We start from the raw sequence: 23,375 nt of genomic DNA on the forward strand, positions 1-23,375 counted from the left end.
TGGATCAACAGACAGATAGTCTGGCGACCTTTTTTACCCAAACAGACCCGGCATCAACAGTTGGGCAACCATTATTTTTCAATGATTTAGAGGTTCCAGAATTATGGGAATGTTGGACGCTTGGGATCACAACCTATCTTTTTGATGGGGAGGAACGTCGTGCCAATGTGGTTTTACGAGGGGATATCTTGTCGCGAACGGTTGACAGAGTAGAGTGGTTTGGTCAGGGAGAAGAGATCGCATCTATTGATTTCTACAATCGCTATGGCTGGAGAAGCAAGCAGAGTCTCCTTACGGAAGCTGGTCAACCATATTTAGACATTTATTTGAACCGTCAGCAAGAAGAAGTCTTGCTTCACTTTGTCTCACAAGGAACCTTTTTGCTTCAAACTCCTAAGGGACGGGATCGCCTGTATGCCAGTAAGGAAGAGCTGCAGAGAGCTGTCCTAGAACAAGTCTTACCGGAAGATGAAGCTGTTCTTTTGATGGACAAGGCATTGCTAGATGTTGTGACAGAGATACCAAAGGAAAGACTCGCCTACTGTGCCAATGACGCTCATGAACTAGACGAGATCAAAGAACAAGTCAGTCAGATTTTGTTGGTAGAAGATGGTCTGTTGAGGGAGAAAAAAGACGGGATCACAGCCTTGTCAGGGCTGGTAGATGTGGAGCAGGAAAGTTTTCAACCAGAAGCCCTGGTCATGACGGCTTCTCAAGAGGTTGAAGGTTTATCTAGACTGGCCCATCAATTCCCACAAGTAACCTTTCACATTGCTGCTTTGACAGCCATGGGACCGAAATTAACAGACTTGGAGACTTGTTCTAACGTGCACCTCTATCCAGGGATTTCGCTAGAAAAATATGAGAACTTGTTATCCAGCTGCTCTATTTATCTGGATTGCAACCGAGGAGAAGAAGTGTGGAGCAGTAGCCTTCATGCTCTTGAAAATGGGCAAGTCTTATTTGGTTTGAAGAGCACGGTGCATCAGGAAGCCTATAAAAACTTGAGCACAATCACAGATACAGTCGAAGAAATGGAACAGCAACTAGATACCTTGCTCCAGCAGCCAGAGACCTACAAAGAATTGGTAAGAGAGCAGGCACGAATCTTGAAATTGCCTGAAAAAGAAGCTTTGGAAGAGCTGTTTAAGCGATTAGAGGGAGGAACCGCATGACCATTTATACCTTTAATCTATTAGTGGGATTCGAACCCAATGGGGTTGATGTTGCACAAGCCTCTCGGGCAAAGATGCTCCGGAGACTAGGAGTGGCAGCGAAGTTTGTCTTTACCACTTGGCCCACTCCAGAAAAATTGGCCTATTACCTCTCATTGGGGCACCGGGATGAGGAACTGCTTTTTGCCCATTTAGCTTTTACGGATCAACAGACTACGGTCCCTCAAAAGACGGTAGGGGCCTTGCAAATGGAGTTTCAACTGACGCGTCTGGATGTTGTTGAAAAAACGGAAAGAGCCATTCGCTACCAATTTGCGGATGGAAACGCCTTGAGCTTTCATTTGGATCCCTATCATCCAAACTGTGTCCGCTATGTAGACTATCTTTTGGCTGGAAATAGGATCAAGCGAGAGTATTATGGAGCTTGTAAACTTGTCACAGAGTATTTTCAGTATGGTAGTGTTGTCAGACGGATCTATCACCATCAAGATGGGACTATCGCTTTTGAAGAATCGAGGTTAGGTGGAAGCTGGCTCTATAAACTGGGGTCTGAGATTTTGACCAACCATACAGAAGTGATGAGACGTTTTTTGTCGCAGCTGTCGCTAAAAGAAGAAGATCTGATTCTGCTTGACCGGGCTTCGCGCATGGATTTTGCTCGCCCTTTGTTGGAGAAAGCTGCTCCTTCAAAGCTCGCCATGGTGTTTCATTCGGAGCATGAATTTGAAAATGGCCATCTCAATTATGAATATTATTATGTGTTCAAGTATGCCAAACGCTTCGATTATTTCATCACAGCAACGGATCTTCAAAAAGAAGTCTTGGAGCAGACACTTGCTAAACAAGGATGCCAAGGAATTCCAATCTATAGCATTCCAGTAGGGCATCTAGAAGAATTGACGGAATCACTAGGAGACAGACCTCCCTTTAGTGTGCTCACAGCTTCCCGTTTGGATCCAAGAAAACGCATCGATTTGGCCATTCGAGTAGTGGCCCAAGCTCATGAACAACTCCCAGCCCTTCAGTTTGATATTTATGGGAAGGGGGGAGAAGCGGACAATTTGCGACACCTGATTCAGGAGCTTGCAGCACAAGATTATATTCACCTACGCGGTCATGCGGATCTTCAGCAGATCTATCCTTGCTACCAAGCCTACCTCACCACTTCTCAGTGGGAGACCTTTGGTTTGACTTTGATGGAGGCTGCTGGAGCAGGTTTGGCTTTGCTGGGCTTTGATGCCCGTTATGGCAATCCAACTTTTATAAAAGAGGGTAAAAATGGCTTTTTGGTACCTTATAGCGAGACAATGCCAGAAGAAGAGTTGGTGAAAGAGTTGGCGGACAAGCTGGTCCAGCTCTTTGAAAGCGACCTCGCTCCATTTCACCAGGCTTCTTATGACTTGGCCTCTTCTTACCTCGCTTCTAATGTCCAGGAAGTCTGGAAAGAGACTCTAATGGAGATGGGGCAATTCGGCGGAAAAGAAATATAAAAAGAAGAATCTGTAGCGACAAAAAAGTCCTACAGATTTTTTCTAAGGCAAGCAAATTGGGCTAAATTATGGTAAAATAGAGGGTATTGAAAAATCATCATTTCACGAAAGGAAGCAAGATGAAAATTACGCAAGAAGAGGTAACCCACGTTGCCAATCTTTCAAAATTGAAATTCTCTCCAGAAGAGACAGCTGAGTTTGCGACAACCTTGTCTAAAATTGTCGACATGGTGGAATTGTTGGAAGAAGTGGACACGACAGGTGTTGCTCCAACAACGACCATGGCGGATCGTAAGACCGTATTGCGTCCGGATATCGCTGAAAAAGGGACTGACCGTGACCGCTTGTTTAAAAATGTACCTGAAAAAGACAATTACTACATCAAGGTACCAGCTATCCTAGAAGATGGAGGAGATGCCTAATGTCATTCAACCATAAAACCATTGAAGAGTTGCACGACCTCCTTGTCTCTAAGGAAATCTCAGCAACGGAATTGACACAAGCGACGCTTGACGATATCAAGGCGCGTGAAGAAGCGGTTAATGCCTTTGTAACGGTGGCCGAAGAAGCTGCCCTTGCACAAGCCAAGGCTATTGATGAAAAAGGAATCGATGCAGACAACCTCCTGTCAGGGATTCCACTCGCTGTCAAAGACAATATCTCAACAGATGGCATCTTGACGACTGCGGCATCAAAAATGCTCTATAACTACGAGCCAATCTTTGATGCGACAGCTGTTGCCAATGCCAAGGCCAAAGATATGATTGTCATCGGGAAGACCAACATGGATGAATTTGCCATGGGTGGATCTGGTGAGACTTCTTACTATGGACCAACCAAGAATGCTTGGGACCACAGCAAGGTGCCTGGTGGATCTTCTAGTGGTTCTGCTGCAGCTGTAGCTTCAGGGCAAGTCCGCTTGTCCCTTGGTTCGGATACCGGTGGTTCTATCCGCCAACCTGCTGCCTTCAACGGGATTGTTGGTCTCAAACCAACTTATGGAACGGTTTCCCGTTTTGGTCTCATTGCCTTTGGTAGCTCACTTGACCAAATTGGTACCTTCTCACCAACGGTTAAGGAAAATGCTCAATTGCTTAATGTCATTGCCAGCGAAGATGCCAAGGATTCAACTTCTGCACCTGTTCGTGTAGCAGACTTTACTTCTAAGATTGGTCAAGACATCAAAGGGATAAAGATTGCCCTTCCGAAAGAATACCTTGGGGAAGGAATTGACCCAGAAGTCAAAGAAACGATTCTTAATGCGGCCAAACACTTTGAAAAATTGGGAGCGACTGTCGAAGAAGTCAGCCTTCCACACTCTAAATACGGGGTTGCCGTTTATTACATCATCGCTTCATCTGAAGCTTCTTCAAACTTGCAACGTTTCGACGGTATTCGCTATGGTTTCCGTGCGGAAGATGCCAAGAACTTGGATGATATCTACGTGAACACTCGTAGTCAAGGCTTTGGCGATGAGGTCAAACGCCGGATCATGCTGGGTACCTTTAGTTTGTCATCTGGTTACTACGATGCTTACTACAAGAAAGCTGGTCAAGTCCGTACCCTCATTATCCAAGACTTCGAAAAAGTCTTTGCAGATTACGACCTTATCCTTGGTCCAACAGCTCCAAGTGTAGCCTTTGATTTGGATTCGCTCAACCATGATCCGGTTGCCATGTACTTGGCTGACCTCTTGACCATTCCAGTCAACTTGGCAGGTCTTCCAGGGATTTCGATTCCTGCAGGTTTTGCGCAAGGTCTTCCAGTTGGTTTGCAGTTGATTGGTCCGAAGTATTCTGAAGAAACCATCTACCAAGCTGCAGCTGCCTTTGAAGCAACGACGGATTACCACAAGCAACAACCCCTTATTTTCGGAGGTGACAATTAATGAACTTTGAAACAGTCATCGGACTTGAAGTCCACGTTGAATTGAATACAAACTCAAAAATTTTCTCACCAACCTCTGCTCAATTTGGGAACGAGCAAAATGCCAATACTAATGTGATTGACTGGTCTTTCCCAGGTGTGCTTCCTGTCTTGAACAAAGGTGTTGTAGATGCTGGTATCAAGGCTGCTTTGGCCCTGAATATGGATATCCATCAGCACATGCACTTTGACCGTAAGAACTATTTTTACCCTGATAATCCAAAGGCCTACCAAATTTCGCAATTTGACGAGCCAATCGGATATAACGGTTGGATTGAAGTGCAATTGGAAGACGGCTCAACTAAGAAAATCGGGATTGAACGGGCCCACTTGGAAGAAGATGCTGGTAAGAACACGCACGGAACAGACGGCTTCTCTTACGTAGACCTTAACCGTCAAGGGGTTCCATTGATCGAAATCGTATCTGAAGCAGATATGCGTTCTCCAGAAGAAGCCTACGCCTATTTGACAGCTTTGAAAGAAGTCATCCAATACACAGGTATCTCTGATGTCAAGATGGAAGAAGGATCGATGCGGGTCGATGCCAACATTTCCCTTCGTCCATATGGTCAAGAGGAATTTGGTACCAAGACTGAGTTGAAGAACTTGAACTCTTTCTCAAACGTCCGTAAAGGTCTTGAATACGAAGTTGAGCGTCAAGCGAAAATCTTGCGTTCAGGTGGGGTCATTCGTCAAGAAACACGTCGTTACGATGAAGCCAACAAGAGCACGATTCTTATGCGTGTCAAAGAAGGAGCTGCGGATTACCGTTACTTCCCAGAACCAGACCTTCCCTTGTTTGAAATCTCAGATGAGTGGATCGAGGAAATGCGCACAGAGTTGCCAGAGTTTCCAAAAGACCGTCGTGCTCGCTATGTGGCAGAGCTTGGCTTGTCTGACTATGATGCCAACCAATTGACAGCGACGAAAGTCACTTCTGACTTCTTTGAAGCAGCTGTAGCCCTTGGCGGAGATGCAAAACAAGTCTCTAACTGGCTCCAAGGGGAAGTCGCGCAATTCTTGAACGCAGAAGGCAAAACGCTGGAAGAAATCCAATTGACACCAGAAAACTTGGTCGAAATGATTGCCATCATCGAAGATGGAACGATTTCATCTAAGATTGCCAAGAAAGTCTTCGTTCACTTGGCGAAAAACGGTGGTGGAGCGCGTGAATACGTTGAAAAAGCTGGCTTGGTACAGATTTCAGATCCTGAAGTCTTGATCCCAATCATCCACCAAGTCTTTGCAGACAACGAAGCAGCCGTAGCTGACTTCAAGTCAGGAAAACGGAATGCAGACAAGGCCTTCACAGGTTTCCTCATGAAAGCAACCAAAGGCCAAGCCAACCCACAAGTAGCCCTCAAGTTACTTGCCCAAGAATTGGCGAAGTTGAAAGAAGAATAATAGATAAAAAACCAGCCGAGAGGTTGGTTTTTACTATCCATAAAATTGTGTTAGAATAGGAAAGACCATTACATATCAACTGACATTAGGAGGAGTTACATGAACAAGTTTTTAAGAGCCTTATTTGTCCTAGTTATCATCGCCATGACTGGAGCGATTATTTTCCAGTTATTCTTTCCATCTTATATGGGAAGTCATTCAGGATATGGTGTTTCTGTCGGTTGGCAACGGGAGATTGGGATTTGGAATGTGGCGGTTCTTGTGATCTTGATTGCTGTCAATCTTAAATACGATTGGTTTTATCTTCGTACGGTTCTATTGGTTTTGATCCTAGGTGGGATTGGGATCGGTACTAATCATCTCTTCAGTTACTTTCACTATCATCTGCCGGTCAATGGGATCGGGGCGCTTGAAAATTATCTCCTAGTCCTTGGTTGGATTGTTGGGTGGAGATTGGAATCTTCTCGTATCAAGAAGAAATAAGAAGGAGCAGTCAAAGGGCTGCTCTTTTTCATCTTCAGTTTTTCCTTGACAAACAAAAGGAAAACGTTTACAATTTTAAATATAAAGTTTCCTGAAAAGAAAACAAAAAAGGTGAAAACAAGGAGATCATCATATGGCTACTATGAAAGCAGCTCGCTGGCATGCAGCAAAAGACGTTCGTATCGAAGAAGTGGAAGTACCTGAAGTACAACCACATCAAGTAAAAGTGGCAGTTAAGTTCACAGGGATCTGTGGTACGGACTTGCATGAATATTTGGATGGACCGATCTTCATCCCAACTGAAGAACATGTGTATTCTGGTCAAAAAGCACCGGTCACTTTGGGACATGAATTCTCTGGTGAGATTGTAGAAGTCGGAAGTGATGTGACTCGTGTCAAAGTTGGCGATCGTGTCACTATCGAACCAATTCTTGCAGAGCACAACTTAATTGGTGACTATAACCTCGATCCAAACTTGAACTTCGTCGGCCTCGCTGCAGATGGTGGTTTTGCTAAATATTGTGTTCTTGATGGGGATTTGGTTCATGTGATTCCAGACAGCTTGAGCTATGAACAAGCCGCTCTCACAGAACCTGCTGCTGTAGCTGTTTATGCAGTTCGTCAATCTGCATTGAAAACTGGAGATACAGCTGTTATCTTTGGCTTGGGTCCAATTGGTCTTTTGATCGTTGAAGCCCTTCGTGCAGCAGGAGCATCAAAAATCTATGCTGTTGAATTGTCTCCTGAACGCCAAGCGAAAGCGGAAGAATTGGGAGCAATCGTTGTTCGCCCAGAAGAAGGAGAAACAATCGTCGAAGCCATCCATCGCTTGACAGGTGGTGGAGCAGATGTTTCTTATGAAGTGACTGGAGTTCCAGTTGTTTTAGGTCAAGCCCTTGCAGCTGTTCATAAAGCTGGGGAATGTATGGTCGTATCTATCTGGGAACGTGAAGCTAGCATCAATCCAAATGAATTCGCTATCCAAGAAAAATCTCTCAAAGGAATTATTGCCTACCGTCATATTTTCCCTAAAGTATTGGAATTGATGGAACAAGGCTACTTCTCTGCTGAAAAATTGGTTACCAAGAAAATTAAATTGGAAAATATCGTTGAAGAAGGATTTATTGAATTAACACAAGATAAATCTCAAATCAAGATTTTGGTTCAACCTGAATAAGCGAATAAATTTATATGAAATATATGAGGCTGAAACGTTTCGTTTCGGCCTTTTATGATACAATAAAAGTAAGGAACAGATTTAGGAGGGGACTATGTCAAAGACGATGAAAGGAACACTCATGACCTTGATCGCCGGGATCGCTTGGGGACTATCCGGAGTTAGCGGGCAATATTTAATGGTTCATGGATTTTCGGCTATTGAGTTAACAAATCTCCGTTTGCTTTTTTCTGGAATTGTCCTTATTCTTCTTTCCTACGTTGCAGATAAGGAGAAGTTTTTGGACTTTGCCAAAGATAAATCTTCCTACCTTCCCCTTCTTATTTTTGCCTTTTTAGGATTGTTATTGACTCAGTTGACCTATTTAGAGGCGATTGCTGAAACCAATGCTGGGACTGCTACGGTGTTACAGTATCTCTGTCCAGTGGGAATTTTAGCCTATACCTGTATCATTGATAAGGTGGCCCCTACACTAGCAGAAGTGTTTTCGATGCTTCTAGCGATTGGTGGCACATTCTTAATAGCAACCCATGGTCAACTCAATCAATTGGCCATCAATCCCAAAGGTTTGGCTTGGGGAGTGGTGTCAGCATTTGCCTATGCCCTTTACATCATTCTACCTCTGAACTTAATTCAAAAATGGGGAAGCATGCTGGTGATTGGAGTTGGGATGACTATTCCAGGAATCCTAATGCTCCCTTTTAGTGGTCTTCTCTCTTCTTCTGGAAACTACAGACTCGATACCTGGATGGCCCTTTTTGGCTTGGTGGTGATTGGGACGATTTTTGCCTATACAGCCTTTCTGAAAGGAACCTCTTTGGTAGGAGCCGTTAAAGGAAGCTTGCTGGCGTCCTTTGAGCCTGTTTCGGCAGTTTTCTTTGCCTTTGTCATTATGAAGGAGCATTTTTTTATGGTTGATGTGATTGGGATGGCCATGATCCTCCTTGCAGTTCTCTTGATTTCCCTCAAGGATTTCATGATTCAAAAAGAAAAAGGAATCTTGTAAAACCAAAACCAATCATATTTTAGTTAAAAGGTTGAGACGAAGGTCTTGGCCTTTTTGTAATCCTCGCCCTCTGAGGGAGAGTTATCACTATATAGCGTATACATCGCTAGAAAAAGATGTTAAAATAGAACAAAACTTTTTTAAGGAGATGAGGATGAAAAAGATTTTTAAATGGACCCTATTTGCTGTAGCGACCTTGAGTTTAGCGGCTTGTGGAATCAGTGCTCAAAAGACAAATTCGCAGCAAGCAAAGACAGAAAAAGCAGCGAAAAGCTCTGCATCTGACGGTCAAGTCGAGGTGAGTTTAAAAGGAGGGCAATACATCAAACCACCTGTCCTCAATGACTCAGAAGACGGAAGCTATTTAGCCCTTCAATTAGAATTTAAAAATGTTGCCAAAGAATCTATCAACGTGTCAGATTCAGATATCACCATTTACGATGCGGATAATAACAAGGTCAAATTGCAGTCAGGAATTTATGACCAAAGTGAAGCCTTCCAATTGCTCAAGAGTGATCAGTTGGCCCAGGATAAAAAATTAACCGGCTATATCGTTTTTCCAGTCGAAAAAGGTAAAAAATATGAAGTGCAGTATGAACGAAAAACCTATAGCTCTGATAAAAAATCCAAACCTTTAAAATTTGCGGTGGATTCTTCTCAGTATGAGGATAAGGTGGAAGCTTCCACTATTCTAGCAGATGAATACATCAATCAAGTTTACTTCAGTGGCCAACGAAAGGTCAAAAAGGACGATGCTTTTGTTTTGGGAACTGATTTGAAAAAGGAAGCCAGTGATTTCCATGCGAAATTTGCCGCTGACTTTACTCGTAAACTACATGATTACCAATTCTCTGAAGAAGAAGTGAACCAGTTTATCGATGCTTACGAAAAAGAAAATGCTAAGCGTGCGAAATTAACCTATAAGGTTAAACAATATCTCCCGGACAAGGTGGTCATTAGTCTAAATCCTGAGACGGTCAGCATGGAAAAGACGATCTTAAACCACATGCAGACCTTCTATCAGGAACATCGAAAAGACTATCCAGGGATTATCGAGGCGAATCAGGCTCAAAACAAAGCCTATAGAGAGGAAATGATGGCTTCTCTTGCAGATCGCCCCTTGACGACGCCGGATCGGTACGACTACCAGTTGACCTTTGTTAAGAAAGATGGCAAATGGGAAGTAGAAAAAGCCTATAATAGTGATAGCTTAATGGAAAAATTCGAGGGAAATCTTTCTTAATGCGGAAGTTGGCACTCCAAGGACATGTATCTAGGAGTGTTTTTATCTATAGTTTGAAACTATATCAAAACCCAAGAAACAAGAATTAGACGGAAACACCTATTAGTGATAAAATAATTTTAAGTTTGAAAGGAGATGAAGGCTTGTGGCTTTTTCTTATGAAGAGTTAGCAGAGATTCGCCACTATATCCACCAACACCCAGAATTGTCTGGTCAAGAATACCAGACAACCGCCTTTCTAAAAGAGCGTTTAGAAGAGTTGGGGATCCGTATTTTAGAGAGCGGACTAAAAACTGGTCTGATTGCAGAAATTGGTTCCGGCCAACCGGTGGTGGCACTTCGAGCAGATATCGATGCCCTTCCAATTTTGGAACAAACGAATCTGCCCTACCAAAGTCAGAATCCAGGAGTCATGCATGCATGTGGCCATGATTTTCATCAAACCAGTCTTCTGGGAGCAGCAGCTCTTCTCAAGGAAAAAGAAGACCAGCTTGAAGGAACTGTACGCTTGATCTTTCAGCCAGCAGAAGAAATCTCAGAAGGTGCTTCTGATGTTTTGGCAACAGGACTGTTGGAGGATGTTCAAGGAATTATTGGTTTTCACAACATTCCTCAGCTAAAAGCAGGGCAACTTGCTTTGAATGCTGGAGCTATGATGGCAGGGGTTGAGAAATTCAAGGTTACCGTGACAGGGGTTAGTAGTCATGCCGCAAGACCAGATTTGGGAGTTGACACTGTAACGGCCGTCACAACCATGGTTCAGAATGTACAATTATTAATTTCACGGACCGTTTCTCCCTTTGAAACAGCTGTTTTGTCCATTACGCACCTGGATGTGGGCTCAACCTGGAATGTGCTCCCAAAATCAGGCTATTTTGAAGGAACCATTCGTTCTTTTAATCCAAGTGTGCAAAGAGACTTGAAGGCACATTTTATTTCCATCATTCGACACATTGCAGAAAGTCTGGAAGTAGATGTGGCTTTTGAGTGGGGTGTGACACCGCCCGTTACCTTTAATGATGAGGAATTGACGAAAGTGGTTTGGGAAGCTTCACAAGGCTTGGCTGAAGTGATTCCAGCAAATCCTTCTACAGCTGGAGAAGACTTCGCCTTTTACCAAGAGCGAATTCCTGGAGTCTTTGCCTTTATTGGTTCGAATGGAGAGCCGGATGCGCCAGACCTCCATCATGATCACATGACCATCGATGATGCAGCCTTTGAGGTTTCGGTTCCCTATTATGTTGAAAATGCGCAAGCTTTATTGCGGTATTTTAAAGAAAAATAAGTGTGATAAAGAAAAACTATCACCTCCATAAAAAATATATATTAGGCAAGTAAATGCTTTTTTGATAAAATTAAAAAATACTTTTAAAATGGCGTTTTATGTGCCTGAAACCAAAAAGGAGATCCTATGAATCTAAAAAAAATGATTAAGTATTCTGCTTTAGGATTAGTTGCAGTCCTTGCAACCAGTGCTTTAGTAGCATGTTCATCTGGCAAATCAGCCAGTGGGAAGAAAACCATTGAAGTTGGGACGGTTGGAACAACCAAACCCTTCTCTTATGAAGAAAAAGACGGCAAGCTAACCGGTTATGAAATCGAAGTTTTGCGTGAAATCTTTAAAGGTTCAGACAAATACGAAGTGAACTTTAACAAGACAGAGTGGTCTTCAGTCTTTGCTGGATTAGATAGTGACCGTTTCCAAATCGGTGCCAACAACATCAGCTACTCAAAAGAGCGGGAAGAAAAATACCTCTATCCAAATCCATATGCTCGTAATCCACTAGTATTGGTCGTACCAAAAGATTCTTCTATTAAATCTTTGGATGACATTGGTGGCAAGAAAACAGAAGTTGTTCAAGGAACATCTACTGCTAAACAATTAGAAGATTACAATAAAAAACATTCAGATAATCCAACCGACTTGCAATACACAGATGGAACGATTCAAACCATCATGGCCAATCTAGCGGATGGTCGTACCGATTACAAGATCTTCGAACGGATTTCTGTAGATACCATCATTCGTGATCAAGGCTATGACAACTTGAAAGTCATTGAGCTTCCAAGCGACCAACAACCTTATGTTTATCCAATTATTGCAAAAGAGGATAAAGACCTTCAAAAATTTGTCAACAAACGCATCAAGGAACTCTATGACAATGGAACCCTTGAAAAATTGTCTAAAAAATACTTCGGTGGTTCTTACCTACCAGAAGCAAAAGATATTAAAGAATAATATTTATTTAAAGGAGATTTTAAAATGAAATTGAAAAAAATTCTTGGTTTAACAGCTCTTGCAGCTATCGCAACGTTTGCTCTTGCAGCATGTGGTTCTTCAAACTCATCTAGCAAAGATGGTGAAACAACAGTTAAAGTGGGTGTCATGACTTTGAGCGACACTGAAAAAGCTCGTTGGGATCAAGTTCAAAAGAACTTGGATGACGCTAAAACAGGGATCAAATTGGAATTCACTCAATTTACAGATTACTCACAACCAAACGTGGCTGTAAAAGATGGTAGCGTAGATATCAATGCATTCCAACACTACAACTTCCTTGATAACTGGAATTCTAAAAACGACAAAGCCCTTGTTGCAGTAGCAGATACTTACATCGCTCCAATCCGTCTTTACTCTGGTACAGAAAACGGTAAAAACAAATACACTTCTATCAAAGAAATTCCTAAAGGTGGAACAATCGCTGTACCAAATGACCCAACAAATGAAAGCCGTGCCTTGTATGTCTTGCAATCAGCAGGTTTGATTAAATTGGATACCAAAGATGGACAATTGGCAAACGTATCAAATATCAAAGAAAATTCAAAAGATTTGAAGATCTCTGAATTGGATGCTTCACAAACACCATCTGCTCTTCCATCAGTAGATGCTGCTGTCATCAACAATACCTTCGTTCGTGAAGCAGGCGTTGATTTCAAAAAAGCTATCTATGTTGAAAAGAAAGACAACAACTCAAAACAATGGTACAATTTGATCGCTGCTAAGAAAGATTGGGAAAAATCTGATAAAGCAAAAGCTATCAAAGAAATCATCAAAGCCTATCACAAAGACAATGTGAAGAAAGTGATCGAAGAATCTTCAGAAGGAATGGACCAACCAGTCTTTTAAGATTCGATCTCAAGTGTATGAAGGAGGTGGAGAAGCAATTCTCTACCTCTTATCGTGTATTAGGAGGAATGCATGCCTTTTGCAACAGAAGCGGAACAAATTCGAAAATTTGAAAATGATGAGGTCGCACAACATTATTTTGAAGTGTTGCGAACCTTGATTTCAAAAAAATCCATCTTTGCTCAACAAGTAGGTCTCAAGGAAGTGGCCAACTATTTGGGGGAAATTTTTACAGCTGCAGGAGCCAAAGTCGAAGTTGATGATAGCTACACAGCCCCTTTTGTGATTGCCAAATTTTTCTCCCCAAATCCAGACGCAAAAACCATCATCTTCTATAACCACTATGATACAGTACCAGCGGATGGAGACCAACCTTGGACGGGAGATCCTTTTACCTTATCGGTTCATTACGGGACCATGTACGGTCGAGGGGTTGATGATGACAAGGGACATATCACAGCTCGTCTCACAGCTCTTCGAAAATACATTCGTGAAAGTGGCGATTTGCCAGTCAATATCACCTTTATCATCGAAGGGGCAGAGGAGTCCGCATCGACTGACTTGGATAAATACTTGGCCAAACATAAGAAACACTTGCGTGGGGCGGACCTCCTAGTTTGGGAACAAGGTACCCGAAATAATCAGGGTCAGTTGGAAATTTCCGGTGGTAGCAAAGGGATCGTCACATTTGATATGGTGGTGAAGAGTGCAGAAGTGGATATCCATTCCAGCTATGGTGGCGTGGTGGACTCTGCTTCTTGGTATTTGTTAAATGCTATCGCCAGTCTTCGTGACAAAGAAGGCCGAATCTTGGTGGATGGGATTTATGATCAGATCCAAGAACCCAATGAACGCGAGCTAGCTTTGATTGAGCAATATGCCAACAAAGGACCAGAAGATGTAGCGGAAACCTATGGTCTAACCCTTCCAATCTTGAAGGAAGATCGAAAAGAATTCCTGCGCCGTTTCTATTTTGAACCAGCCTTGAATATTGAAGGTTTTGGTTCTGGTTACCAAGGTCAAGGTGTCAAGACCATTCTTCCAGCAGAGGCACGTGCTAAGATGGAGGTGCGCTTGGTTCCAGGACTAGATCCCAAAGATGTCTTAGAAAAGATCAAGCAGCAATTGAAGAAAAATGGCTATGATCAGGTCGAATTGGTCTACACTCTCGGTGAAATGAGTTACCGAAGTGATATGAGTGCCCCATCGATTTTAAATGTTATTCAGCTGGCCAAAGATTTCTATAGAGAAGGGGTTTCAGTTCTTCCTACAACAGCGGGAACAGGACCAATGCATACGGTATTTGAGGCTTTGCAGGTACCGATGGCAGCCTTTGGAATTGGCAATGCCAATAGCCGTGACCATGGGGGCGATGAAAATGTGAAAATCGCCGATTATTACACCCATATTGAATTGATAAAGGAGTTAATAGCAAGTTATGAGTAAAGCAATGATTCAGCTGGACCACATTGATGTGACCTTCCAGCAAAAGAAACGTCAGATTCAAGCTGTCAAAGATGTGACCATTCAGATCAATGAAGGCGATATCTATGGGATTGTGGGTTATTCCGGAGCCGGAAAATCGACCTTGGTTCGGGTGATCAATCTCTTGCAAGTGCCTAGCGCCGGAACCATTACTGTGGATGGAGATGTGATTTATCAAGATCAGGTGACCTTAAAACCAGCTGCCCTAAGAGAGAAACGTCGGGATATCGGGATGATCTTCCAACACTTTAACCTGATGGCTCAAATGACTGTCGCAGAAAATGTTGCTTTCGCCCTCAAGCATTCTAAATTAAACAAAGAACAAAAGAATGAGAAAGTGGCGAAATTGTTGGAACTAGTTGGTCTAGCTGACCGTGCAGAGAATTACCCAGCCCAATTGTCTGGTGGACAAAAGCAGCGGGTAGCGATTGCGCGTGCCCTTGCCAATGATCCAAAGATTTTGATCTCAGATGAGTCAACTTCAGCCTTGGATCCAAAGACGACCAAACAAATTCTAGCTCTGTTGCAAGAATTGAACAAGAAACTTGGTTTAACCATTGTCTTGATTACCCATGAGATGCAAATTGTCAAAGATATAGCGAACCGAGTAGCTGTCATGCAAAATGGCGAATTGATCGAAGAAGGATCTGTTTTAGATATCTTCTCGAATCCGAAAAATGCCTTGACCCAAGACTTTATCACTGTTGCAACAGGTATCGATGAAGCCATGGTGAAAATCAACCAACAAGCGATTGTGAAGAACTTGCCTGATGATTCGATGTTGGCGCATCTCAAGTATGCAGGTTCTGTGACAGATACAGCCATCATCAATGATATTTACAAGCAGTACCAAGTATCTGCCAACATTTTATTTGGGAACATCGAGATCCTTGATCACACGCCTGTCGGAGAGTTGGTGGTCATCTTATCAGGTGAGACTCAAAATCTGGAAACGGCCAAAGCTGAGTTAGAAAATGCAGGAGTTTCCGTGACTATTGTGAAAGATGGGAGAAAAGCATGATCCAGTTAATTCAAACATATTTACCAAATGTCTATAAATTAGGGTGGTCTGGCCAGTATGGATGGGGAACCGCTATTTACTTGACTCTTTACATGACCGTTATTTCCTTCATTATTGGTGGATTTTTAGGTTTGATGACAGGACTTTTGTTAGTCTTGACCCGTCCAGGTGGTGTCATCGAAAATAGAATCGTTTTCCAAATTTTGGATAAGATTACTTCCTTGTTCCGCGCCATTCCTTTCATTATCTTGTTGGCCTTTATTAATCCCTTGACCTACTTGCTCTTGAAAAATACCATTGGTCCTACAGCAGCCCTTGTTCCGCTGTCTTTGGCTGTCTTTCCATTCTTTGCCCGCCAAGTCCAAGTAGTCTTGTCCGAGTTGGATGGAGGCGTGATTGAAGCAGCACAAGCAAGTGGGGCAACCTTCTGGGATATTGTTGGTGTCTACCTTCGTGAAGGGCTTCCTGATTTGATCCGTGTAACAACGGTGACCATCATTTCCTTGATTGGAGAAACCGCCATGGCAGGTGCCGTTGGTGCTGGAGGATTAGGAACCTTGGCCATCAACTACGGGAAAAACATGTTTAACAATGATGTCATCTTTGTGGCGACCTTATTGATCCTGATTCTGATCGTTCTGGTCCAATTTATCGGGGACTTCCTTTCGAAGAAAATTAGCCACCGTTAGGATCAGTGTCCAATGAATAGAATAAATGTGAATCAAATAAAACAAGTTGGAGCCTTCATTTTCCTCTATTTTCTTGCGATTGGACTGGGGGTCTTAGTTGGAAATCTGGTCGATCATCAAGGAAATATGTTTTATGCTCCTGCCTTTTCAGCCCTGTTTGGCGGGACGATCTACCGCTATTATCTAGAAAAAATAAAAGGAGTTGGATCTATCTTTATAGTTGGCTGCGTGATCGGATCCTTCTTCCTCTTTTCGCGTCATGGTGCAGGGGCCTTTATTCCAGCCTTGATCGCCGGAAGTTTTGCGGAGATGGTCGCCTCAAGTGGTCGTTTTCGCTCGAATTTACGAAATGTCTTGTCTTTTGTTATTTTTGCCTTTGCGACAACAGGGCCCATTCTTATGATGTGGTTCTATCCAGCCAGTTACCGCATGTCGTTACTGGATCGTGGTAAATCGATAGACTATGTCAATCGGGTGATGGTATCACCAGATCTAGCGACCATCACTTGGTTTGTCCTCACGGTCATACTGGGTGCTGGATTAGGATGGGGACTATCATATATCCTACAGTCATTTCTAACAAAAAGAAGAGGAAACTAAGAAAGCCTGGGAAACCAGGCTTTTTTTGTTTTATCAAAAATATTTTTTACAAAATGTAAGATATATATTGCAAAATAGAAAATATAGTGTATAATAAAACTATAAAAACAAGAAAGGAAAATCATGTGGCGAAAAATCTCAAATTAAAAATGGCCCGGGTCGAGCATGATATGACCCAGGGGGATCTTGCAGATGCCATTGGAGTGACGCGCCAGACCATCGGTCTGATTGAGGCGGGAAAGTATAACCCAACCCTCAGTCTCTGTCTTGCCATCTGTAAGACCTTGGATAAGACGCTGGATCAACTGTTCTGGGAGTAACAGTTTTAATAATAGAAAGAGGAAGAATATGAAACAAAAGAAAGAACCAATTGTAAAAGATGAACGGACCATGCTACTTGATGGAAAAATCGCAGGAGAGCTTGTCCTTGGTATGACCTGCTTTATTGCCCTATCTGCCTTTGTGAAATCCAGTATCCTGGACTTAGATCTAGTCGCTTATCTACCTGAGATGTTCCTTCTGATTGCCATGGGGATTTATGCTCTGCTAAGAAGGATCAGTTCAGGGATTGATATCCGAGATATGTTAGAAAAAGATAGCTGGTTGAGTCGCCTTGGGTCAGGTCTATTCTTTGCTGTGCTTGTGACAGCTATGGATGTGATTGGAAAGAGAGAAGCAATGAGCTTTATCTTGAGTCCCAAGTATCTGGTCAAAATTCTATTAGAAATTCTAGTCTTTGCCATCCTGACAGATCTTCTTGAAAAACCACTTGCTCTTATCAATCGGAAAAAACAAGAGAAGATCGAGGCAGAATTAGAGGATGAAGAATAAGGAGGAAGAGATGAGATTACAATTGCTGAACAAACAGATCATAGATGAACGAGAAGAAGGCTTAGCTAATAAGGCTGGTGCTGAGACGGCTGGTTTCCTGTTCCTTGCCTTAACTGTTTTTAGTGTGGGATCCATTTTTACATCTAAGGTGGGGCTCAGTCCAATCATGGTGGTAGCCTTACTCATCGTCTCAGGATTGTATTACTCTGTTCGTTGTCAACGATTGGGTGTGAAATTTATCAGTTATAGCTATCTAAATGTGACGGGAATTGTAGCAGTAACCCTTGTTCTTTCCTTGTTCATCTGGGCTCAAAATTTTCAATTAAACCAGGCTGTCTATCACTCAAATCCCTTCCATTCAAAATTCTTGCTAGTGCTTCCCATCACCTTTCTCCTGAATCTTCCGATTGTATGGGGGCTGAATTCTCTTGTGATGCTTCTTGCAAAAGTAGAGAAAAAACGCTATGAAGCCTATCTGGACCAGTTGGAAAAGGAAGAGTAGAAAGTTGAAACCCTGGTTTCGTCCTATAAAAGTCTGGGAAACCAGGCTTTTATTTTTCAGTCAAATAAATTGCATTCGTTTTCTTGGGAGAGTATACTGGTATAGTTGAATGAAAAATTCTGATAATTTAATCTTAGAAAAGAGAATGACATGGCAAAACCTATTCGTGTATTACTTTACTATAAATATGTTCCCATCGAAAACGCGGAACAATTTGCGGCTGATCACTTGGCCTTCTGTAAATCAATCGGCCTTAAAGGTCGTATCTTAGTCGCTGATGAAGGAATCAACGGAACCGTATCTGGTGACTACGAAACAACGCAAAAATACATGGACTACGTTCACAGCCTTCCAGGGATGGAAGACCTCTGGTTCAAGATCGATGAGGAAGAAGAGCAAGCTTTCAAGAAGATGTTTGTCCGTTATAAGAAAGAGATTGTCCACCTTGGTTTAGAAGATGATAATTTCGATAATGACATCAATCCTCTTGAAACAACAGGTGCTTACTTGTCACCAAAAGAGTTTAAAGAAGCTCTTCTCGACGAAGATACCGTTGTCCTTGATACTCGGAATGACTACGAGTACGATCTTGGTCACTTCCGTGGAGCTATTCGTCCAGACATCCGCAACTTCCGTGAATTGCCACAATGGGTCCGTGATAACAAGGAAAAATTCATGGACAAACGCGTTGTCGTCTACTGTACTGGTGGAGTCCGCTGTGAGAAATTCTCAGGCTGGATGGTGCGTGAGGGCTACAAAGATGTTGGTCAATTGCATGGCGGAATTGCAACCTACGGGAAAGATCCAGAAGTTCAAGGCGAACTGTGGGATGGGAAAATGTACGTCTTTGACGAGCGGATTGCAGTCGACGTCAACCATGTCGATCCAAGCGTTGTCGGAAAAGACTGGTTTGATGGAACACCATGTGAACGTTATGTCAACTGTGGAAATCCTTTCTGTAACCGTCGGATCTTGACTTCAGAAGAAAATGAAGACAAGTACCTTCGCGGATGTTCGCATGAGTGCCGGGTTCACCCTCGCAATCGCTATGTAGAAGAACACAACTTGTCACAAGCAGAAGTTCGTGAGCGTTTAGCCCTTATCGGTGAGACGCTTGATGGAGCACCTGCATAATGGAAACAAACAGTCTGAAAGCTCAGGCTGTTTTTATATGGAAATTGATTGAAAATTGTGCTATACTTTAGGTAAGCGATTTCACAAAGGAGAAAACAAATGAGTATCGTGTTTTCAATCAAAAATAAAAAGAGCTTATTTGGCTATCAGAAAGTACTCGCGGCACAGGAAGTTCTTAAATTAGTAGAAGGGTTGATGACCTACAACTATGGTCCTGCCACCCTTCATCGTCCCTTAAATGATTTTGAAGGCTTGAACTGTATCGTATTTGGTAAGAGCGGTCTTCCTCTGCAGTTACGCTATTTTGATGAGGAAGAGTCTTATCAGATTCAGGTGCCCTCTTTTGCGATAGAAGAAGATTGGCAGTTGGCCCTTCGATGGATCAGTCGCCTAGGAGAAGTATTAGGAACGGAGATTGTGGCCAGTGACGGCGTAAGCTATACTCCAGATTCTGTTTTCCATTTTGATTATGAAGTCGTCATCCTAGAAACGCTGGGTAATGTGACGAAAGAAAAAGATCTAAAAGAGTTTGAAGTACAAGGCTTCGCTCATCCAGTCTATTTGGATCGGGATACAGTGCAGGAAGTCTTGAACCATGTCCATCCACTAGAAGCCTACTCTGCCTTTATCAAGAAGATTCAATATAGTGCAGCTTATTTCAGTCAAGTCCGTTTTTATCAACAGGAGGAGACAGGAGCCTTCTTAGCCAGCTATAGCTTGACAGAAGATACGGATACAGTCTTGCCACGGGTGCCACATGTTCCTGCAGAATATGTAGAAATCGTGGGCTTAGCGGGTATCATTGATTGGCGGGTGCTATTGGTAGCGATCGAGGGAGATCCGGGTAAGCCAGAAAATTACCATCCAATTGGTTCTCTTGCTCTGAAGGACTTACTGGAGGCCTTAGAGCCAGATGAATTCCAGTTGCTTGATGCTAGTCAAATTGAAATTAAAAAATTATCCAAAGAACGCTTGCTAGAATTAGCGCAATTGGAGAACAAGTAAAAAATATCATAGTGAACTGTCCCTCCGACGTTTGATCCGAAAAATCTAACGTCTGGGAGCAGTTCTTTTTTATGCCCTTCCTTTGATCAAAAACCAATGACTAGGCTAATTGTGGTATAATAGGGGCCTAGAAGTAGAATGAAAGAGGTGCACGAAATGCTGTTAGAAGAATTTGATGCCAATCGACAGGCGATTATCAATCCACAAGACTTACACCAACCAATTGAAGGATTTCCCAAAGTAGTCATCTCTTGCTTTTCAAGAGTAACTTTTGCTCGCCTCCTTGAAAATTATGAACATGAGGTCATTGCAAGAACCTCCATGGCCAATTTTGAAGTCGTGGTCTATGGGATCACTATTGGAGACCAACAGATTGGTGCCTTTAATGCACCAGTTGGGGCTGCTTCCTGTGTGGGGATTATAGAGGACCTGATTCAATTTGGGATGGAAAAACTGGTGCTCTTTGGAACCTGTGGGGTTTTAGACCGTGATATCGAAGCGACTTCCATCATCATTCCAACGGCTGCTCTTCGCGACGAGGGGACCAGTTACCACTATCTTCCGGCTAGTGATGAAGTGGAAGTAAACAAGAAAACCCTTCCTCTCTTCCAAGCCTTTCTTGAAAGCCACAAGGTTTCCTATCAGTCAGGAAAAGTGTGGACGACAGATGCACCCTACCGGGAAACCATCGACAAGATGAAGCGACGAAAGGAAGCGGGAGCCATCTGTGTGGATATGGAATGTTCGGCAGTGGCAGCCTTAGCAGCTTATAGGGGCTTTGAGCTCTGCCATTTCTTCTATGCAGCAGACCACCTCTCGGAAGAAAAATGGGATATCCGAACCTTATCTAGTCATGAGGATTTAGATAGCAAGGATCGCATCGCGGAGTTAGCCATCCAATTTGCGCTCTTTTGGGAAAAGGCAAACTAAATGAAAGAAGCAATGATTGAACTGAAGGATTTTTCCTTCCAATACAAGAAGTAATTTTGCAAGAGAGGGATGGTTCATCTAGATTCTAATTAGAGACAGAACCTGATGGATCTGCTCAATCTGAATTTTTTTACAATCCATGGAGGTAATGTCATGTCAGAAACGATTTTAGTAACAGGAGCTTCAGCTGGTTTTGGTCAAGCAATCTGCCGTCGCTTAGTAGCAGATGGATACCGTGTGATCGGGTCAGCTAGACGCATCGATAAATTACAGGCCCTCCAAGAAGAGTTGGGAGAAGACTTTTATCCCCTGCAAATGGATGTGACGGATCTTTCTCAGGTAGATCATGCACTTGCCAGTTTGCCAAAAGATTGGGAGAAAGTGGATGTTTTGGTCAATAATGCTGGCTTGGCTCTAGGCCTCGCCCCAGCTTATGAAGCAGAGGTCGCAGACTGGCTGACCATGATTCAGACCAATATTGTTGGTTTGACCTATCTGACAAGGAAAATCTTGCCCCAGATGGTGGAACGAAATGATGGCTATATTATCAATTTGGGCTCTACAGCAGGGACTGTGCCTTATCCAGGGGCCAATGTTTACGGGGCATCCAAGGCTTTTGTCAAGCAATTCTCCCTCAATCTTCGGGCGGATCTAGCTGGCAAGAAGATTCGTGTCAGCAATATTGAACCTGGTCTTTGCGAAGGGACAGAGTTCTCTTCTATTCGCTTTAAAGGAGACGAAAAACGGGTAGAGGCCCTCTATCGAGGTGTCCATGCCATTCAGCCGGAAGACATTGCCAACACCGTAGCTTGGTTGATCCAACAGCCTAAGCATGTCAATGTCAATCGGATTGAAATCATGCCGGTTTCCCAAACCTTTGGCCCTCAACCTGTTTATCGTGACTAAAAAGAGAAGCAACCACTCCACATGGGGTTGGTTGTTTTTTATCTTTCCTCTGGTATAATAGAAGGCAAAGTAAGGAGAAAAAGATGACAGCTGCCTTAATTATTGGTTCTACAGTTTGTGATGTGATGATTTACTTGGATCGTTTGCCGAGTCGTGAAGGAGATGCCCATATTGATCACCAGCAATGGTCTGTGGGAGGTTGTGCCTTTAATGTCGTTAATATCCTTCATTTTTTGTCGCAACCCTACCAGTTTGTCTCGCCAGTCGGTTCTGGAATATATGGTGATTTTATTCGGAGAGAGCTAAAACAATTAGGGATTTCCTCTAGCATCTCATTAGAAGGGGACAATGGTTGCTGTTACTGCTTTGTAGAGTCTGATGGTGAGAGGACCTTCTTATCGGATCACGGAGTGGAGTACAGCTTTCAAGCAGAGTGGCTAAAAGAGCTCGAGACAGATCGGTTTGATTACATCTACTTATGTGGCCTTGAAGTCGAGGAGCCAACCGGTCTTGCATTGGTCCAGTCTGTTTCGCAACTAGAAGGTCAGGTGATTTTTGCACCAGGGCCACGCGGACTCTTGATTCCAAAGGATCGACTGGAAGCAATTTATGATCTGCATCCAATTCTCCATGTTAATGAGGCTGAAGCACTGGCTTTTTCAGGGTGTAGAGAGATCCAGCCAGCCATCGAACACTTGTATCAGAGAACGGGACAATTAGTCATTGTCACCTTGGGTGAAAACGGAGCGGTTGCCTATGATGGCAACTGGTATGAAGCAGACGGTTTTCCAACAGAAGTTGTCGATACAGTAGGTGCTGGAGATAGCCATGTGGGAGCCTTTATATCCGCTCGTTTAGAAGGTTTAGATATGACGCAAGCCTTAAGATTTGCTAACAAAGTCTCTAGCCAGATTGTTGCAAGTAAGGGCGTTCATCTGACAAAAGAGCAACAAGAAGCCCTGCGAACAGAATTGAAACAAAAATAAAAAAGAGAGTGGGACAGAAATCGGTAATTCGTTAGAATTCGATTTCGTCGTCCCACCTCCGCACAGTTGAGTAGGGCTGTAAAAGCTGATGAAATCAGCGTAGTAGAGCCCACTCAACCACTGCGTCTTGCTCGACAATCCAAAGAAAATTGAGAGGCTAGGATTTTTGTCCCAGCCTCTTATTTGACTTTATCCGCTTGGCCCTTTGTATCTTACTGAAATGAACACGGGCTGCGGATTGTGTCAAAAAGATGA

The 23,375-nt window shown here is 43.1% G+C and carries 24 protein-coding genes; all 24 read left to right on the forward strand.

Translation table 11 applies throughout. The features are described from left to right. A partial coding sequence (locus HMPREF2704_RS03295; protein WP_070845659.1) for a glycosyltransferase family protein occupies positions 1 to 1,175 on the forward strand: 1,175 nt, incomplete at its 5' end. Then, positions 1,172 to 2,665, forward strand: coding sequence for a glycosyltransferase (locus tag HMPREF2704_RS03300; protein ID WP_070845661.1), 1,494 nt, complete (start codon positions 1,172 to 1,174; stop codon positions 2,663 to 2,665). The genes HMPREF2704_RS03295 and HMPREF2704_RS03300, both read left to right, overlap by 4 nt. Positions 2,666 to 2,784: 119 nt before the next feature. Beyond that, positions 2,785 to 3,087 (forward strand): Asp-tRNA(Asn)/Glu-tRNA(Gln) amidotransferase subunit GatC, encoded by a 303-nt coding sequence (gatC, locus tag HMPREF2704_RS03305; protein ID WP_070575453.1) that lies wholly within the window; start codon positions 2,785 to 2,787, stop codon positions 3,085 to 3,087. Then, entirely contained in the window at positions 3,087 to 4,553 is a 1,467-nt protein-coding gene (gatA, locus tag HMPREF2704_RS03310) for an Asp-tRNA(Asn)/Glu-tRNA(Gln) amidotransferase subunit GatA (protein WP_070845663.1), read from the forward strand. The genes gatC and gatA overlap by 1 nt, the downstream gene beginning before the upstream one ends. Continuing rightward, on the forward strand, positions 4,553 to 5,995 hold the full coding sequence (gene gatB, locus HMPREF2704_RS03315; RefSeq protein ID WP_070845665.1) for an Asp-tRNA(Asn)/Glu-tRNA(Gln) amidotransferase subunit GatB: 1,443 nt from the start codon (positions 4,553 to 4,555) through the stop codon (positions 5,993 to 5,995). The genes gatA and gatB overlap by 1 nt, the downstream gene beginning before the upstream one ends. Before the next feature lie 99 nt (positions 5,996 to 6,094). Continuing rightward, positions 6,095 to 6,478 carry a hypothetical protein gene (locus HMPREF2704_RS03320; RefSeq protein ID WP_070845667.1) on the forward strand — a complete coding sequence of 128 codons (384 nt, stop codon included), beginning with the start codon at positions 6,095 to 6,097 and terminating at the stop codon, positions 6,476 to 6,478. A 133-nt stretch (positions 6,479 to 6,611) separates the two neighbouring features. Then, positions 6,612 to 7,655: a 2,3-butanediol dehydrogenase gene (locus tag HMPREF2704_RS03325; RefSeq protein ID WP_003005506.1), complete on the forward strand. Its 1,044-nt coding sequence runs from the start codon at positions 6,612 to 6,614 to the stop codon at positions 7,653 to 7,655. 94 nt (positions 7,656 to 7,749) lie between these two features. Next, positions 7,750 to 8,661: a DMT family transporter gene (locus HMPREF2704_RS03330; protein WP_070845670.1), complete on the forward strand. Its 912-nt coding sequence runs from the start codon at positions 7,750 to 7,752 to the stop codon at positions 8,659 to 8,661. Between the two features lie 154 nt (positions 8,662 to 8,815). Next, positions 8,816 to 9,904 carry a DUF4352 domain-containing protein gene (locus HMPREF2704_RS03335; protein ID WP_070845673.1) on the forward strand — a complete coding sequence of 363 codons (1,089 nt, stop codon included), beginning with the start codon at positions 8,816 to 8,818 and terminating at the stop codon, positions 9,902 to 9,904. 145 nt (positions 9,905 to 10,049) lie between these two features. Continuing rightward, a complete protein-coding gene (locus HMPREF2704_RS03340) occupies positions 10,050 to 11,189 on the forward strand; it encodes an amidohydrolase (protein ID WP_070845675.1) in 1,140 nt (379 codons plus the stop codon). Between the two features lie 126 nt (positions 11,190 to 11,315). Continuing rightward, positions 11,316 to 12,143 carry an amino acid ABC transporter substrate-binding protein gene (locus tag HMPREF2704_RS03345; RefSeq protein ID WP_009731556.1) on the forward strand — a complete coding sequence of 276 codons (828 nt, stop codon included), beginning with the start codon at positions 11,316 to 11,318 and terminating at the stop codon, positions 12,141 to 12,143. A gap of 24 nt (positions 12,144 to 12,167) precedes the next feature. Beyond that, positions 12,168 to 13,031, forward strand: coding sequence for a MetQ/NlpA family ABC transporter substrate-binding protein (locus tag HMPREF2704_RS03350; RefSeq protein WP_070449873.1), 864 nt, complete (start codon positions 12,168 to 12,170; stop codon positions 13,029 to 13,031). Positions 13,032 to 13,103: 72 nt separating this feature from the next. Continuing rightward, positions 13,104 to 14,477, forward strand: a complete 1,374-nt coding sequence (locus HMPREF2704_RS03355) for a M20/M25/M40 family metallo-hydrolase (protein ID WP_061591055.1) — start codon at positions 13,104 to 13,106, stop codon at positions 14,475 to 14,477. Then, entirely contained in the window at positions 14,470 to 15,537 is a 1,068-nt protein-coding gene (locus HMPREF2704_RS03360) for a methionine ABC transporter ATP-binding protein (RefSeq protein ID WP_070449870.1), read from the forward strand. The genes HMPREF2704_RS03355 and HMPREF2704_RS03360 overlap by 8 nt, the downstream gene beginning before the upstream one ends. Beyond that, entirely contained in the window at positions 15,534 to 16,226 is a 693-nt protein-coding gene (locus HMPREF2704_RS03365) for a methionine ABC transporter permease (protein WP_024056434.1), read from the forward strand. The genes HMPREF2704_RS03360 and HMPREF2704_RS03365 overlap by 4 nt, the downstream gene beginning before the upstream one ends. Positions 16,227 to 16,238: 12 nt before the next feature. After that, on the forward strand, positions 16,239 to 16,826 hold the full coding sequence (locus HMPREF2704_RS03370; RefSeq protein WP_024056435.1) for an MptD family putative ECF transporter S component: 588 nt from the start codon (positions 16,239 to 16,241) through the stop codon (positions 16,824 to 16,826). A gap of 125 nt (positions 16,827 to 16,951) precedes the next feature. After that, complete coding sequence (locus HMPREF2704_RS03375; RefSeq protein ID WP_003005328.1) at positions 16,952 to 17,146, forward strand: helix-turn-helix transcriptional regulator; 195 nt, start codon at positions 16,952 to 16,954, stop codon at positions 17,144 to 17,146. A gap of 28 nt (positions 17,147 to 17,174) precedes the next feature. Then, complete coding sequence (locus HMPREF2704_RS03380) at positions 17,175 to 17,657, forward strand: DUF6773 family protein (RefSeq protein ID WP_042760246.1); 483 nt, start codon at positions 17,175 to 17,177, stop codon at positions 17,655 to 17,657. A gap of 10 nt (positions 17,658 to 17,667) precedes the next feature. Further along, the gene (locus tag HMPREF2704_RS03385) at positions 17,668 to 18,159 is read left to right on the forward strand and encodes a DUF6773 family protein (RefSeq protein ID WP_070845677.1); all 492 of its coding nucleotides are present in this window, start codon (positions 17,668 to 17,670) and stop codon (positions 18,157 to 18,159) included. A gap of 150 nt (positions 18,160 to 18,309) precedes the next feature. Further along, complete coding sequence (locus HMPREF2704_RS03390; RefSeq protein ID WP_049488414.1) at positions 18,310 to 19,293, forward strand: oxygen-dependent tRNA uridine(34) hydroxylase TrhO; 984 nt, start codon at positions 18,310 to 18,312, stop codon at positions 19,291 to 19,293. A gap of 99 nt (positions 19,294 to 19,392) precedes the next feature. Beyond that, positions 19,393 to 20,298 (forward strand): DUF4299 family protein, encoded by a 906-nt coding sequence (locus HMPREF2704_RS03395; RefSeq protein WP_024056438.1) that lies wholly within the window; start codon positions 19,393 to 19,395, stop codon positions 20,296 to 20,298. A gap of 156 nt (positions 20,299 to 20,454) precedes the next feature. After that, on the forward strand, positions 20,455 to 21,228 hold the full coding sequence (locus tag HMPREF2704_RS03400; RefSeq protein WP_024056439.1) for a nucleoside phosphorylase: 774 nt from the start codon (positions 20,455 to 20,457) through the stop codon (positions 21,226 to 21,228). A gap of 153 nt (positions 21,229 to 21,381) precedes the next feature. After that, positions 21,382 to 22,134, forward strand: a complete 753-nt coding sequence (locus HMPREF2704_RS03405; RefSeq protein WP_070845679.1) for an SDR family oxidoreductase — start codon at positions 21,382 to 21,384, stop codon at positions 22,132 to 22,134. A gap of 83 nt (positions 22,135 to 22,217) precedes the next feature. Further along, positions 22,218 to 23,120, forward strand: a complete 903-nt coding sequence (locus HMPREF2704_RS03410) for a carbohydrate kinase family protein (RefSeq protein ID WP_049488424.1) — start codon at positions 22,218 to 22,220, stop codon at positions 23,118 to 23,120. Positions 23,121 to 23,375 lie beyond the last annotated feature (255 nt).

The sequence above is a fragment of the Streptococcus sp. HMSC076C09 genome (genome assembly GCF_001837905.1).
Taxonomy (GTDB): domain Bacteria; phylum Bacillota; class Bacilli; order Lactobacillales; family Streptococcaceae; genus Streptococcus; species Streptococcus parasanguinis_I.